Source organism: Chamaesiphon sp. (genome assembly GCF_041737865.1).
GTDB lineage: Bacteria > Cyanobacteriota > Cyanobacteriia > Cyanobacteriales > Chamaesiphonaceae > Chamaesiphon.
In genome coordinates, this window is the sequence record NZ_JBGSQZ010000242.1 from 1 (window position 1) to 13,321 (window position 13,321).

Sequence of the window (13,321 nt, forward strand, 5' to 3'; positions counted from 1 at the left end):
TTGCTCTAGAGTATTCTTTCAGTTTTCTTGTTTGTTCTGGAGTCATTATTTTTTGGCCATTGTTGATCGCTTTAATTATCCTCTAAGTATCGATCTCCTCTCAATGAGTATAAATACTCATCGCAAAAGTGTTATGCTCCCCTGGAACTTGCCCCGCCCATTTGTGATGATGCCCAACAAGTAGCCTTGTTGTTTTAATGTGGTTAGCATCTCGATCGCACAAGGAAATGGCACACAATGAAACTGGAACTGTGTCTTGTAGTCATCCAGCAACTCCGCCCAACTTATGCCGCTAATTTCAAATTCTCTAACTAGGGTTTGATAAACCTTGTCCTTCCAAACATGCCCGCGACAGTCTAGCTCAATGAATCTGGTAGTCTAGTCGCATTTGGGAATATAACTCAATCGATCGATAAGTCTGTCATATTGTGCCCAAATGAATTGTTCGATCGAGGTATCCCTGTCGAGCAATGTGCCATCTAAATCGAAAAGAACTGACTTAATCATCGGGTTAAACTACTCGAAACAACTTTCCAACCGATCGCATTTACCGAATCCTGCATAATTGGAAACACTATCTACCCTGATGTGGATAACCGCCAACGGGTACGTGGATATTTATACGCAACTAATCGACCTGATGGGTATAATTGGAAAATAAACCTAGACTACACCTTTGAGAATACCTTGTCCCTGTCCCAACTGTGGCTCTACTTAACTCCCCCGCTTGCTGGTGCTGTTGTTGGCTATTTTACCAACGATGTCGCCATCAAAATGTTGTTTCGTCCCTATACGGCGAAATATATCGGTAAATATCAGCTTCCGTTTACGCCTGGATTGATTCCCAGCAATCAGGAGCGATTGGCGACGCGGATATCTGATACGATTATGGGTTCTTTGCTGACTCCGGTAGAGCTGCAAAAGATTGCCAAGCGATTGCTGGAGGTAGAACGCGTGCAAGCTGCGATTAGTTGGCTACTCCAACTAGCTTTAGAGCAGATTCAAGCCGATAAGGAACAAAAAACGGTTAAATTACTCGCAAATATTCTCAAAGATTTATTGGGTGAATCCTTTCCCCGTTGGCTGAGAGTTTTGGCGCGTAAGCCGGACTTTTTAGAGCCACAAATCAATCAAATCTTCGATCGATTGATTCTGGAATTTGAGCTGACGGAAGGACAAGCGGCTCAATTGGCTGAGTGGTTGACTACTGTAATTTTACCACCAGAAGTATTGCGGTTGACCCTGATCGATTTTTTGACCGATCGCAATATTCAAGTAATCGATGAAAGATTGCGCGAACAGAGCAGCGGGACTTATTGGGTAGTTGCCAATGTATTTGGGATCAAAAATGCGCTTAGTCGGCTGCGAACTTTCTGCTTGGACGATCGCGAAAAAGCCAATCAAATTATTTCTCAACTAATTACCGCTCTAAATATTCGCAACCGCATTCAAGAATTATTACGCGATCTTTCGCTCCAAAATTTACCTGTCTCTACAGTCAAACAACTTAGAAAAACCATCAGTGCCAGTGTTCGCAGCTACACGCAGAGTAAAGGCATCGAATTAATTCAAGGATTGACAGATTCGGCAGATTGGGATGGTATTGCTAATGTTGTGATTAGTCGGCTCCGCAATTCGACAATTTTGACATCATCTTTAAATGTTGTTAGTTCTGAATTAGCCATCATTATCGATCGCTATCTCGAACGCGATCTCGAACAAATTGTCGCTCAAGTCATCCCGATTTTAAATATCGACCAAGTAATTATCGATCGGGTTAAAGCTACTTCCCCCGCCGAGCTAGAAGCTGGCATTCAAGGCATTGTCAAAAGCGAACTTCAGGGTATTGTCAATCTCGGTGGCGTCCTGGGTTTTATCGTAGGTTTACTACAGACAGGCTTTCTGTGGTTTCAAAATTGAGTAATTTATGAGTCAGATAGATATACCTTGTTTAACAGCAGATAGCAAATTTAATGATTAATTAACCTTTCAGAACTGTCAAACTGCTATGTTTCTAGATACTGGAGAACTTTAATCCACGGATCTACGTCTAAATTCCCAAGGCACCGGAGTAAACCCCAGCTCAAATCTTGCCGAGATTACATATCTACCACTAAATCGATTCATGTCGTGCAGTAGAGCCAGAACTACACGAACGCGCTCGGATTTAGATCGCGTTCGGAAATCAAGCCGCCGGATGTGAAGATGAACTAATAGTAGTGTAGAAAAAGTTTTGCCAGCCACTTGTAAAGGGAGTTAAATAGCAACTCATGCCTAGTGTAAAAACTCAAACGATCGCTCAACATAGATCTACAGGCGATATGGTGCGGACCTATCTGCATGAAATCGGTCGCGTTCCACTACTCACCCACGAGCAAGAGATTTGCTACGGTAAGCAAGTGCAGCAAATGATGCTCCTACAAGGCATCAAAGACAGCCTAGAACAGACCTTAAATCGTCCGCCGACTCAAACAGAATGGGCGAGTAAATCGACACTCACAGAGACCGAACTCGCTCGACTATTGCGCTTGGGACATCAAGCCAAGCACAAAATGATCGAAGCCAACCTCCGGTTAGTGGTAGCGATTGCCAAAAAATATCAAAAGCGCAACCTGGAATTTCTCGATCTGATTCAAGAAGGTTCGCTGGGATTGGAACGGGGAGTGGAAAAATTCGATCCCAGTCGCGGCTACAAGTTCTCTACTTATGCCTACTGGTGGATTCGTCAAGCCATCACCCGCGCGATTGCTCAACAAGGTCGATCGATCCGGTTGCCGATCCATATTACCGAAAAACTCAACAAAATTAAAAAAACCCAACGGGAGCTGTCCCAACAACTAGGACGGAGTGCGACATCGATCGAAATCGCCATCGCCCTGGGACTCGAACCCGCGCAGATTCGAGATTATCTCAATATTTCTCGTCAACCCATCTCGCTCGATGTCAAAGTTGGCGAGCGTCAGGATACCGAACTCTCGGAGCTGCTCGAAGACGGTGGGATCTCCCCAGAAAAATTCACAGCTCAAGAATCACTCCGCCAAGAACTCCAATCCACTCTCGAAGAACTGACTCGTCAACAACGAGATGTGATTAATTTGCGATTTGGTTTGGAAGGTGGTGCAGAGCTATCGCTGGCAAAGGTAGGCGAAATCCTCAATCTCAGTCGCGAACGGGTGCGTCAACTGGAGCATCAAGCTCTATCGCACTTTCGCCGCCGTCATAGTAGTTTCCGCGACTATGTGGCGAGTTAGCGGCTGTGAGAATTTAGATCGATCTTCCAAATTTTTAGATTGCAACCATTGCGGCTAAATCCCCGACTTCTTCGAGAAGTCGGGGATCTCTTATCAGCAAACAACTTAGTGTTAGATCCGATCTCACCAACATTTATCGCTGTCTGGAGCGATGGCGATCTGACTCTGGGATATTCGGCGCAGATTCCTGGCGTCCGCGTTCTGAGCGGAATGGTTGTGATGGCATAGGGCGATCGAAAACTGGTTGACGATCGATTTCTGGTCGTTCGCGACGGGAGCGATGCTCTGATGGCACAGTATCGATCGTGGGCTGAGTGATGGTCAGTTGGCGATCGCGACGCTCGAATGGCGTGGTAATGGGTCGAGGATTGACTGGATTGGTAATGGTTACTTGGCGATCGCGACGCTCCCGTGGGATGGTAATGGGTCGAGGACTGACTGGATTGGTGATGGTTACTTGGCGATCGTTTTGGCGGGGGGAGAAAGTACCAACGGGTGTAGGATTGATGCCATTTGTGGCTTTATTAATAGTCCGCTCCCTGATGATAATCGTGCGTGGTGAGCCGTCACCGCGACGCTGATGGCTGGGAGCGACTTGGATGATCGGGCTATTATAAATGTTGATAATCTGAGGTCGATTGCGGTATGTGCCCCCATAGAACGGATCGTAAAAAATTCCGGTGTTGTAGTAAACAACCGCCCCACTCCGATAGTAACCGCCGATATAATACGGGCTATAGATGATGGTGGGACTATAGTAAGTAATGGAAACCCGATAGTCTTTTTGGGCGTACTGAGGATCGAGCAATACCGATTGCTCATAGTCGGATGTCGCCACCTGACGATTGCCTAATTCCGACTCAATCGCACCGCGATTGTAATAAGCACTAGCATACTCAGGATCGAGCGCGATCGCCCGAGTATAGTCATCGATTGCACCGCGCTTGTCACCCAAGTCAGCACGAACTACGCCGCGACTGTAATAAGCCGCACTGTACTCAGGATCGATCTCAATTGCCCGATTGTAGTCGTCTAAAGCACCTCGGCGATCGCTCAATTCATAGCGGGTAGCACCGCGATTGTAGAAAGCTGCTGCAAATCGGGGTGAAATCGCGATCGCCCGATCGTAATCACCGATCGCACCGCGTTTATCACCGACTTCATATCTCGCCGCGCCGCGATTATTGTAGGCTTGGGCATAGTTGGGATCGATCTCGATCGCCCGATCGAAATCCGCGATCGCCCCTCTGGGATCTCTCAATGCTGAACGGATTACCCCACGGTTGACGTATGCCAGCGCGTAGCGAGGATTGAGCTGGATCGCCCGATTGTAATCGGCGAGCGCACCCTGATTGTCCCCACTTTTATACTTACTTACTCCAGCCGCGAAATATTTCTTTGCTGCCGCAGCTTGACCACCATTCACCTCGGCAGCTATTGTTGCAGGTTGAACTAGCGCAATAGTCACAATTCCCAATATAGCGGCGATCGATCTATTCATGTATGTTAGTTGACAGTTGATAGTTGATAGTTGATAGTTGCAATCGCGCTGATGTGTATCCTTCACCCAGTTGTGCGTTGCAGCAAGCAGACAGCTTGCGCGAACTAAAAACCGATGCTCCAGGGGAAAGGCTCCGCCAAAGAGTTCGGCTCCGAGGAGAGCTGCACAGACATTATTTTTGGATACTTAACTTGACGACAGGAGTGTAGTCCTCGTTCCCATTGGGCTAGAGCCGATCGAGCAAAGCTCACGCTACGCGAACGAACTGCAACCATCGCCAGCACCTACTGTAACAATTCGCGATCGTCGATCGACTATTTTTCCTGTAAATCGCCAATTTAATGTCTTAAAATGGGGAGTAGATGGGTGAAATGTCCATAGTTAACGGTTTGACAAAATTGGATGTGCGACGCTCATAAGTAAATCGGCATTATTTGTGTGAGGTACGACTATGTTTGAAATGGTGAGCTATAAAAAGTTTCGCGATACGCCGAGTGTCCGGTTCTTTGATATTACTGTCCCTGAGTCCAATGTTCGTGACTTGGTAGTCCATCAAGGTCCTGCCATCAGCCCCCCCGATAGCGATCGAGGTTACTGGCAGTTTTATCTCCATCCGCACCAGGAAGATAATCTCTTGGCGATATCGGGAGGAAGGACATTTTATCTAGTCAATTTTACCTGGAATTATCCATATCATATTGTGCGGTTGGAGACCGATCGCGAAATTTTGCGGATTCCCAGAGGAACGTTCCATCGGTCTGTTTCCGATAAAAATGGATCGACGGTGATGAATCAAGCGGTACGGGACGTAGAAGCTACGGTAGCAAGTGAGTTTCGCGTCTACAATAGCGGCACGATTCCGCGTTTATTGCAGGTGACATCGACATCGGCACCATTACCAAAGTTGCATGGTTTTCAGTGGTGATAAATAATCCTCACAGTCCATTCATGGAGCGAGATTTATTAGCCGAAATAATTGAGTTGGCTCAACCATTGAAAATGCGAGTAATTCCGTGGTTTGAGTATGGATTGATGGTACCGCCACAGTCTGCGATCGCACGTCAAGATTGATTACTTAGTCTGGATATATATGGAAATATACAACGGATTCAAGGTGCTAATCGTCAGCAAGATCCTCATGCTTGGTTAAATCCTAGTTGCGATCGAGTCCGCAAATTTATGGTCGATCTGATTACCGATGTTGTCGATCGATATCCTGTAGCGGGGATTCAATTAGACGACCATTTTGCCTTCCCAGTGGAACTAGGTTACGATCTTATGAAACTCTTTTCAACCAACAACTATCGCCAACATTAGTGAGTAGAAACAAAGCGCAATTAATCGATATCTTCAGCGATTGATAATCGATAATGGGGACTCGATCGGTTAGAATCCTGGTAGGCGAGTTTTAATCGGTACTACTTTGCCGATCGCTATTACACTCTACATCGATCGAAAATGCAACTAGCTCCCTTTGGTTCCTGGACATCGCCGATTACTGCTGATGCAATCGTGGCTGATAGTATCGGACTTAGTTCTATTGTCCTCGATGGGACAGATATTTATTGGTTGGAGTCCCGCCCTCAAGAAGCAGGGCGCAGCGTCATCGTTAGGCGCACCATCGATGGTGAGACTACCGATATCACGCCGCCGGAATATAATGTCCGAAATCGCGTGCATGAGTACGGCGGCGCACCTTATACAGTCGTCGATGAGCGAGTTTATTTTAGTCATAATGGCGATAATTGTTTGTACGTTCAGGATTTACGGACACCGGAGCGAGTTCGTCAACTTACCCACGATAAGACTAAAAGATATGCCGATTTGACGATCGATTCGCTTCATCAGCGATTGATTTGCGTCCAGGAGGAGCATGATTCGGCAGACTTCGAGTCGTTGAATACGATCGTCAGTATCAATCTCACGAACCCCGATGATGTGTACGTTCTGGCGGGGGGTTGTGATTTTTATGCTGCGCCGAGATTGAGTCCCGATGGTACTAAATTAGCCTGGTTGAGTTGGAATCATCCCAATCTACCTTGGGATGGTACCAATCTTCAAATTGCTACTGTCAATGATGGTTTTCTATCTGGACTAAAACTGATTGCGGGTGGTGCGAATGAAGCGATCTTTCAACCCCAATGGTCTTCAGATGATACCTTATATTTTGTCAGCGATCGCACGGGCTGGGGCAATCTCTATCGCTGGAATAATGGGACGGTTACGCCTGTCTGTGAGTTGGCGGCTGAATTTGGGCTGCCACAATGGGTATTTGGGATGTCTACCTATGCACTAGTTGGCAAGCATCGGATTGTCTGCACCTATAGTCAAGGTGGTGTCTGGTATCTCGCGGTGATTAATACCCTCAGTGGGCACTTTACACCTCTGAATGTGCCTTATACCGATATATCCAGTGTGCGCGCGGCTGGTAATTTAGTCGTCTGCTGTGCGGCTTCAGCTACTCAGACTAATGAAATAATTTCGATCGATCTCCTGACAGAATCCCGCCAAGTCCTCCAAAGGTCTAACAAACTAAGTATCGATCCTGGCTATCTGTCGAGACCACAGTCGATCGAGTTTCCGACTACTGAGGGTACAGCTTATGCGTTCTATTATCCACCTACCAACCAGGATTACCAAGCAGATCCAGGCGAGAAACCCCCACTCCTAGTCAAAAGTCATGGTGGTCCTACCGCCGCTACTTCCAACCAACTCAGCCTCAAAACCCAATATTGGACGAGTCGCGGTTTTGCGGTAGTAGATGTCAATTATGGTGGGAGTACGGGTTATGGGAGAGCGTATCAGCACCGCCTTGATGGTAATTGGGGGATTGTCGATGTCGATGACTGCACCAATGCGGCACTTTATTTGGTAGCACAGGGTTTAGCCGATGTCGATCGATTGGCGATTTCTGGAGGTAGCGCGGGAGGTTATACTACCTTAGCCGCGTTAACATTTGGGAATACTTTCAAAGCGGGTGCGAGTTATTATGGGGTGAGCGATTTAGCCGCACTAGCCAAAGATACTCACAAATTTGAATCGCGGTATCTCGATCGATTAGTTGCACCATATCCAGCTAGTGCGAATATCTATCACGATCGATCGCCCCTGTATTTTACCGATCGATTGTCTTGTCCGATCGCTTTCTTCCAAGGATTGGAAGATAAAGTCGTACCGCCAAATCAAGCCGAAATGATGGTAGCCGCACTCAAAGCTAAAGGTATCCGCGTTGCTTATGTCACGTTCCCCACTGAGCAACATGGTTTCCGTCAAGCCGCAAATATCAAACGCGCTCTGACTGGTGAATTCTATTTTTATGCTCAGATCTTCGGCTTCGAGCCAGCAGAAGACATCGAACCGATCGAAATTATCGGCTAAATTACCTCCAGCAGCAATGTATAAATCACCCAAATTGCTACCTACAACCCGTGGGTACCCATAAAGCGGCGTTTTTATGCGGGGGTTCCCCCGCATAAAAAAACGACAAGACAGGGCACCCCTACACAAGTTATCTGTAAGGGTGCCCTTTATCGGTACCCTGGATCTAGGCTTACAGCACTTCCGGCAGCTATACTTTGCACGGTCATAATTTGAGGTTAGGGTGTGGGGTGTGGGCTGTCGGGTATGGGGACATTATCGATAGATCGTGTTTTTATCAAAAGCGCAAGCTTTGACCGTGCCAAGTATATGAGGTACAGCCTAGTTCATGAAAGCTATTCAGCAAGTAGGCTAAGGATAAAAAAGTGTACCTCGTGACAGCCGGAAGTGCTGTATCACTAATCATCCACGTTATTTAGCAATTTCGATTCTCCATCGGTGATGCTCCGCGTCGGCTGGAGAGAATCGAGAACTTGTAACGCCAATTCTGGCTCGTCAGTAATTATCGCTGAGATATATTTACTCTTCATCAACTTAGCCAACCGCCACTTATCATTAACCGTCCAAATATAAACTTCTTTTTTTAATAACTTCATCCGCCACAAAAATCCAAATCTTAACAATCTAAAATGTGGTGCGACAAAATCTGCTCCAGTTTTAAAGATTCTATATTCAGGGAAAAACTGAGCTAAAATACTGAGCAAAGGAAACCTACCAGTAACTTTGCCGAGTAATAACCCAACCTTAATCTGTGGGTCTAAATCTTTGATTTTCCGAACAGAGCCATCATTGAATGACTTGAGTACAAAATTGGAATATTTTAAATATTGAGTTGTCAGTGCAATGATTTGCTCTTCATAGCCTTCTTCTTTGATTTCGATATCCAACACGATCCGATCGCTACACAGCTTGAGAATATCTTCAAACAAAGGAATTTCAAAGCCTTTATTTCTAGCAATTAATTGAAGTTCGTGATATCGAAGATCTTTAATCTCCAGCCGATCGCTTGAGTTGCAGCCACTGGGTAAAATAGACCGATCGTGATAACTAATTATATATCCATCTTGAGACATTCGTAGATCGAACTCAATTTGTGGAATGCCGATCTCGATCGCTTTTTGAAAAGCTTCAATTGTGTTCTCAGATTTAACTGTAGCCGTTCTACCTCGATGAGCAATGATGCTGATTTTCAGTGGCTGCGCCAACGAGATCCGATGCAGTTGATTCATAACAATTAGTTAATGCTGATGTCTTGTTATAATTGTGATGCCGATCCTCAGTGGCTACGCCAACAAAGCAAACTACTCCAATTGTAATAAATCATCAGTAAATCTGCCCAAAATAGTTGTAGACGATCGAGCGGGTTTTATGTTAATATTAATGCAGATTGCGGGAGTAATTCAGTGGTAGAATGTCACCTTCCCAAGGTGAACGTCGTGGGTTCGAGTCCCATCTCCCGCTTATAAGTATCTATGATTGTACATTTGTACATTTCATCGATATTTGTCAGTTTTACATAGTTAATGTCCAAAATCCGCTCTAAACCCATACTAAGAGCGGATTGTTGTTTTTTGATGTAAATCTGACCGACTCGATCGCAGTCAAATTTCAGTTTTAATTAGCTTCTGCCACAAAATAATTTATTTCAGATAATTATTAATATCTTCAGTCGTAATCTTTCAAAGATTGGGAAGGTGACATTCCTCTCAACCTACCTAAAAATTCACATTGAACCTGAGTTCTGCGACTAAATAACCTAACAATAGCTATACCTTTGGTCAAAAGGTGCGTGGCAACTCCAGAACGTGCAAAAGCCTTTCAAACTACCTTTAGTCAGAAGGAGTGTTGCAACTCCAACGATCTCAAACGCGCTTGGTAATCAAAGTTTGTGGGACAGCATTTGGCAAAGCTGTCGCGAGTAGTGCATTTGTCTCTCTCGAACTTCAAAAATATCTGTTAGCCAAACAAGAAAACCAAGGCTGTATATGAGATTTAAGCATTTGGCAGACCTTCTAGTGTTTTTGACCTCGCTATAGGTTTGTCAAGTAGCAAAATTTAGGTAGATATCCCTCGCACGGGATCGCTTCGGCACTGTCGCTAGAGGAAAGTCTCTACTTCTATAAAATAAAAGCTGAACCCTTGTTGCGTGGGTGCGCCACCTATGTCATAGTAAAAAGATGAGACTTTAGATTATGACTTTTCCCTCTCACCAACAAGCTTTCGCAAGTCCAAGAGAAGCAGCACAAAGGGCGGACAGAATGCCAGGGTCGGAAAGCAGCACCGTTAGACGGCAAACTCACCCATTTTTCTCGATCGAGCGGCTCATGGAGCATCGATAGAGGCGCAAATATATTGTAGCAAATTTACGATCTAGATCCAGGTCGATTATCTATTGCTGTGCTGTCTGGAATTATAAGCACTCATGGCGATCGCTGTAGCTTGTTCGGCTAGAGTACCACGGGACGGTAAAGCTCCCATTTCGACAGCGATATTGAGCTTGGCAGCATTACTTCTAATATTTCCTGAGAGGCGGTTGTAGCTCCATTTGTGGATCGCTACTGATGTTTTGCGAGTGAGTTCCTGTTGAGTTCCAATATCTTCGGGGATTTCTTCCTCCGCATAGGCTTCTAATTCGCTTTGAATTTTTTCAATGCGATTATTTACGGGTGGTAAGGCAATACTGGCTGCTTTGAACTCTTGAGCAACTTTAATTATGGCTTTTGCCAAGAGTCGATCTAAATGTTCTCCTTGAGTCGATTCGGTAAGTTGACGAAACTGTCCTTTTTGGTTCTGTTTTCGGCGATGACGGCTATTGTGCTGCTGTTTCAAACGATATTCGCTGAGTTTTAGGTATTTCTTCCCCAATAGTTGTCTCGTACTACGATAGGCAACAGTTTTCCCTGTGATTACATCGACCACAGCCAGATAAATTGGCTTAACCGGATCGAAGATTAAACCAACTATAATCTGAGGATTAACCTGCGCGATCGGGCTGTTAGGTCTGGGCAAGGATCTTGTGAGTGCAGCCAGAGAGGTTTGATTTTTCTTGAGACTTTGTTGTTCCTTGACATTCGGATTATCATTTGTTGATTGTTTGGCAATTGTGTTATTAGCTTTTTGAATTTTCTGCTGTTGAATTTTACTCGTACCTTCAGCGGTTAATAAGTCAGTTTCGATCGCACAGTGAAGATATAGTTGGTGAGTATTCCAGGGTTCATTTGCAGTCTGAGTTGTTAGACTCTTATGGCGATAGCGATCTTGAAATTCCTGCCGTTCCCATAGAAGGTGGGCAGAGCGGAGAATAAATAGACCTGATGAATACGTCTCTTGTTGCTTATTATCTTGCTTGTTAGGTTTTAAATTCAATTGATAATCCTTGAAAAAATGTTGAAACAGAGGTAACTGACGACGATCGCAATAAACTTCAAAAACATAATTAGTTCCTTTGGTTAATCCGTTGAACTCAACGAATAATCGCTGAGTTAATTCTATAGAATCGATCGATTTCCCTGTGGCTGTACGTTTGCATTTATACTGCTTACGATAGAGCTTGAACCAGCGGAGATCTGTATTAGTATTAAACTCGATCGGGTGTGGAAGCGGCGGTGCATTTCGAGAAATCGGATTATGCCATAACATGTATTCTAGATCGTCAGCAAAATCATCTCTGTTTATGTTTTCTAAACAGCTTTTGAGGGTTTTATCTTGGACATCTCTTCCTCTAGGAAAATGACCTGCCAGTTGTTTTTCTAATCTCCGTGCTTCCTTTCGCTTAGTTCTAAACCATTTTTTGAACTTTTCAGTCGATTCGATTTTAGGTTCGATCTTACAACCATGTCTAATTAGATAAGCGATCGCCGAACGACTAGTGATATCTTCTTCTGGAAGCTCTGCGTGTTTCGTGAATAATAGATTAATTCTCGATAGTAGTTTCTCAGAATTGGCGATCTCTTTGTCTATTTCAGAAAGCATCGATTCTGCATTTTCTTGTAGTTGTGCGAAGGTTAAATCGCACATTTCGAGTAGAGCTTCATCGCTATAGACTATTTCTGTTAATCGATTTAAACCGTCAAACCTGCGCTGCTTTTGCTGATGCAGTGCTAGCCAGCTAGCATAGATAATCTTAACCATCGATTGGACTGAAGAGAAAAATCTTCCTGGCAGTTTTTCATCGTACAAAGGGCTAGTTTTGAGTTCCAGCCAACAAGCTTTAAGTTCATCATCAGGCAGATTGCCTTGTTGCAGCCAAGTTTGAAAGTTTGGGTGTTGGGATAGTCGATCGAGTAATTTATCTGTCAACGAGGAACTTGTCAGAAAAAAATGCCAAAGTTGTTGGCGAACATCTTCACTAGATTCAGCTAGAGTTATAAACGTATTCTTTTTTATTTTTGCTTTGACTTTTGCATCCTCGTCTTTATTTTCATCTAAGAGATTTTGTAGTAAAATTTGCTCTTCTGCACTGGAATTTTCAATGCTTTTTTTATTAATCTGCTGTTTGACTCCAGCAACTAAACGGCAACGGACGGTGATGATGCTCATAATCTCCTCACTTGACTTTCGGTAGGACAATTACAGGGTCTAAACTTCTATTTCATTCCAACCAGGTTTCCCCTCGATAACATGATGCCCATCATCTCCTCAATTAATAGTGATAAATCTCCCATTCGCGAATCTAGAAAAGCATCGAAATCATCACTCCACAATGTTTTCGGCTCGATATAGTGCGATCGCAGAATCTCATTCAATCGCTGTTTAGAAATACCCTGCTCCTCTACCAATCGCGCTAGATACACTGATGGCGGTTGAGAACCGATAAACCGATTTGTATCTTTTTTGAGTGGAGTCCGATTTAGCAAGCAATTGTACCGAGTGGCTGGAATTCCCTGCTGTTTGCACCAAGCCTCTGGAAACACATGATGAGACTCAATCTCTCCATCAAACACTTTGACATCTCGGATAATTTCTCCTGAGAGAAAGTCAATTGCACCTTGCTTGCGTAGTAGAGCATTGAGAGTTTTATAAATTGCACCCTGTCTTCGGGTTACTTGTAATAGACCCATCCGGAAATTTAGATCCTATACTCCACATGGGTTTCGATCGCTTCATACTTCCTCACGTATTTGTTGTATTTCATTGCTCGGATTGGGATCTTAGCTAATTACTATTAAAAACTAGCCAATTAGTTGGCTTT

The 13,321-nt window shown here is 44.5% G+C and carries 12 protein-coding genes and 1 tRNA gene; 7 read left to right on the top strand and 6 right to left on the bottom strand.

All coding sequences use genetic code 11. The features are described 5' to 3' along the window. Positions 1-117 precede the first annotated feature (117 nt). On the bottom strand, positions 118-366 hold the full coding sequence (locus tag ACEW9J_RS18420) for an HAD hydrolase-like protein (protein ID WP_373546566.1): 249 nt from the start codon (positions 364-366) through the stop codon (positions 118-120). Positions 367-378: 12 nt separating this feature from the next. Then, on the bottom strand, positions 379-507 hold the full coding sequence (locus ACEW9J_RS18425; protein WP_373546557.1) for a hypothetical protein: 129 nt from the start codon (positions 505-507) through the stop codon (positions 379-381). A 180-nt stretch (positions 508-687) separates the two neighbouring features. On the opposite strand from ACEW9J_RS18425, the gene ACEW9J_RS18430 reads away from it, so the two are divergent. Beyond that, the gene (locus tag ACEW9J_RS18430) at positions 688-1,920 is read left to right on the top strand and encodes a DUF445 domain-containing protein (RefSeq protein WP_373546567.1); all 1,233 of its coding nucleotides are present in this window, start codon (positions 688-690) and stop codon (positions 1,918-1,920) included. A 350-nt stretch (positions 1,921-2,270) separates the two neighbouring features. Further along, positions 2,271-3,251, top strand: a complete 981-nt coding sequence (locus ACEW9J_RS18435; RefSeq protein ID WP_373546558.1) for an RNA polymerase sigma factor, RpoD/SigA family — start codon at positions 2,271-2,273, stop codon at positions 3,249-3,251. A 133-nt stretch (positions 3,252-3,384) separates the two neighbouring features. Here the strand turns inward: ACEW9J_RS18435 and ACEW9J_RS18440 are convergent, their stop codons facing one another. Beyond that, positions 3,385-4,752 (bottom strand): tetratricopeptide repeat protein, encoded by a 1,368-nt coding sequence (locus ACEW9J_RS18440; protein WP_373546559.1) that lies wholly within the window; start codon positions 4,750-4,752, stop codon positions 3,385-3,387. Positions 4,753-5,203: 451 nt separating this feature from the next. Between ACEW9J_RS18440 and ACEW9J_RS18445 the strand changes: the two genes are divergently transcribed. From ACEW9J_RS18445 to ACEW9J_RS18460, 4 genes are all read left to right on the top strand, one after another. Continuing rightward, positions 5,204-5,677 (top strand): redox protein, encoded by a 474-nt coding sequence (locus ACEW9J_RS18445; RefSeq protein WP_373546560.1) that lies wholly within the window; start codon positions 5,204-5,206, stop codon positions 5,675-5,677. Continuing rightward, complete coding sequence (locus ACEW9J_RS18450) at positions 5,674-5,823, top strand: hypothetical protein (RefSeq protein ID WP_373546561.1); 150 nt, start codon at positions 5,674-5,676, stop codon at positions 5,821-5,823. Before ACEW9J_RS18445 ends, ACEW9J_RS18450 begins: the two co-directional genes overlap by 4 nt. Before the next feature lie 36 nt (positions 5,824-5,859). Beyond that, on the top strand, positions 5,860-6,069 hold the full coding sequence (locus ACEW9J_RS18455; RefSeq protein ID WP_373546568.1) for a family 10 glycosylhydrolase: 210 nt from the start codon (positions 5,860-5,862) through the stop codon (positions 6,067-6,069). A 141-nt stretch (positions 6,070-6,210) separates the two neighbouring features. After that, positions 6,211-8,130 carry a prolyl oligopeptidase family serine peptidase gene (locus tag ACEW9J_RS18460; RefSeq protein ID WP_373546562.1) on the top strand — a complete coding sequence of 640 codons (1,920 nt, stop codon included), beginning with the start codon at positions 6,211-6,213 and terminating at the stop codon, positions 8,128-8,130. Positions 8,131-8,528: 398 nt separating this feature from the next. Here the strand turns inward: ACEW9J_RS18460 and ACEW9J_RS18465 are convergent, their stop codons facing one another. Next, positions 8,529-9,359 (bottom strand): glycerophosphodiester phosphodiesterase, encoded by an 831-nt coding sequence (locus tag ACEW9J_RS18465; RefSeq protein WP_373546563.1) that lies wholly within the window; start codon positions 9,357-9,359, stop codon positions 8,529-8,531. 160 nt (positions 9,360-9,519) lie between these two features. Here ACEW9J_RS18465 and ACEW9J_RS18470 point away from each other — a divergent pair. After that, positions 9,520-9,591, top strand: a tRNA-Gly gene (locus ACEW9J_RS18470). Positions 9,592-10,515: 924 nt separating this feature from the next. Here ACEW9J_RS18470 and cas12k read toward each other — a convergent pair. Further along, on the bottom strand, positions 10,516-12,669 hold the full coding sequence (gene cas12k / locus ACEW9J_RS18475) for a type V CRISPR-associated protein Cas12k (protein WP_373546564.1): 2,154 nt from the start codon (positions 12,667-12,669) through the stop codon (positions 10,516-10,518). A 47-nt stretch (positions 12,670-12,716) separates the two neighbouring features. Next, the gene (locus ACEW9J_RS18480) at positions 12,717-13,190 is read right to left on the bottom strand and encodes a hypothetical protein (protein ID WP_373546565.1); all 474 of its coding nucleotides are present in this window, start codon (positions 13,188-13,190) and stop codon (positions 12,717-12,719) included. Positions 13,191-13,321: the final 131 nt, after the last annotated feature.

Excerpts from the sequence above, each read along its gene's own strand:
- ACEW9J_RS18425 (WP_373546557.1), bottom strand. The coding sequence starts at position 507 with ATGATTAAGTCAGTTCTTTTCGATTTAGATGGCACATTGCTCGACAGG.
- ACEW9J_RS18435 (WP_373546558.1), top strand. The coding sequence starts at position 2,271 with ATGCCTAGTGTAAAAACTCAAACGATCGCTCAACATAGATCTACAGGC.
- ACEW9J_RS18440 (WP_373546559.1), bottom strand. The coding sequence starts at position 4,752 with ATGAATAGATCGATCGCCGCTATATTGGGAATTGTGACTATTGCGCTA.
- ACEW9J_RS18445 (WP_373546560.1), top strand. The coding sequence starts at position 5,204 with ATGTTTGAAATGGTGAGCTATAAAAAGTTTCGCGATACGCCGAGTGTC.
- ACEW9J_RS18460 (WP_373546562.1), top strand. The coding sequence starts at position 6,211 with ATGCAACTAGCTCCCTTTGGTTCCTGGACATCGCCGATTACTGCTGAT.
- ACEW9J_RS18465 (WP_373546563.1), bottom strand. The coding sequence starts at position 9,359 with ATGAATCAACTGCATCGGATCTCGTTGGCGCAGCCACTGAAAATCAGC.
- cas12k (WP_373546564.1), bottom strand. The coding sequence starts at position 12,669 with ATGAGCATCATCACCGTCCGTTGCCGTTTAGTTGCTGGAGTCAAACAG.
- ACEW9J_RS18480 (WP_373546565.1), bottom strand. The coding sequence starts at position 13,190 with ATGGGTCTATTACAAGTAACCCGAAGACAGGGTGCAATTTATAAAACT.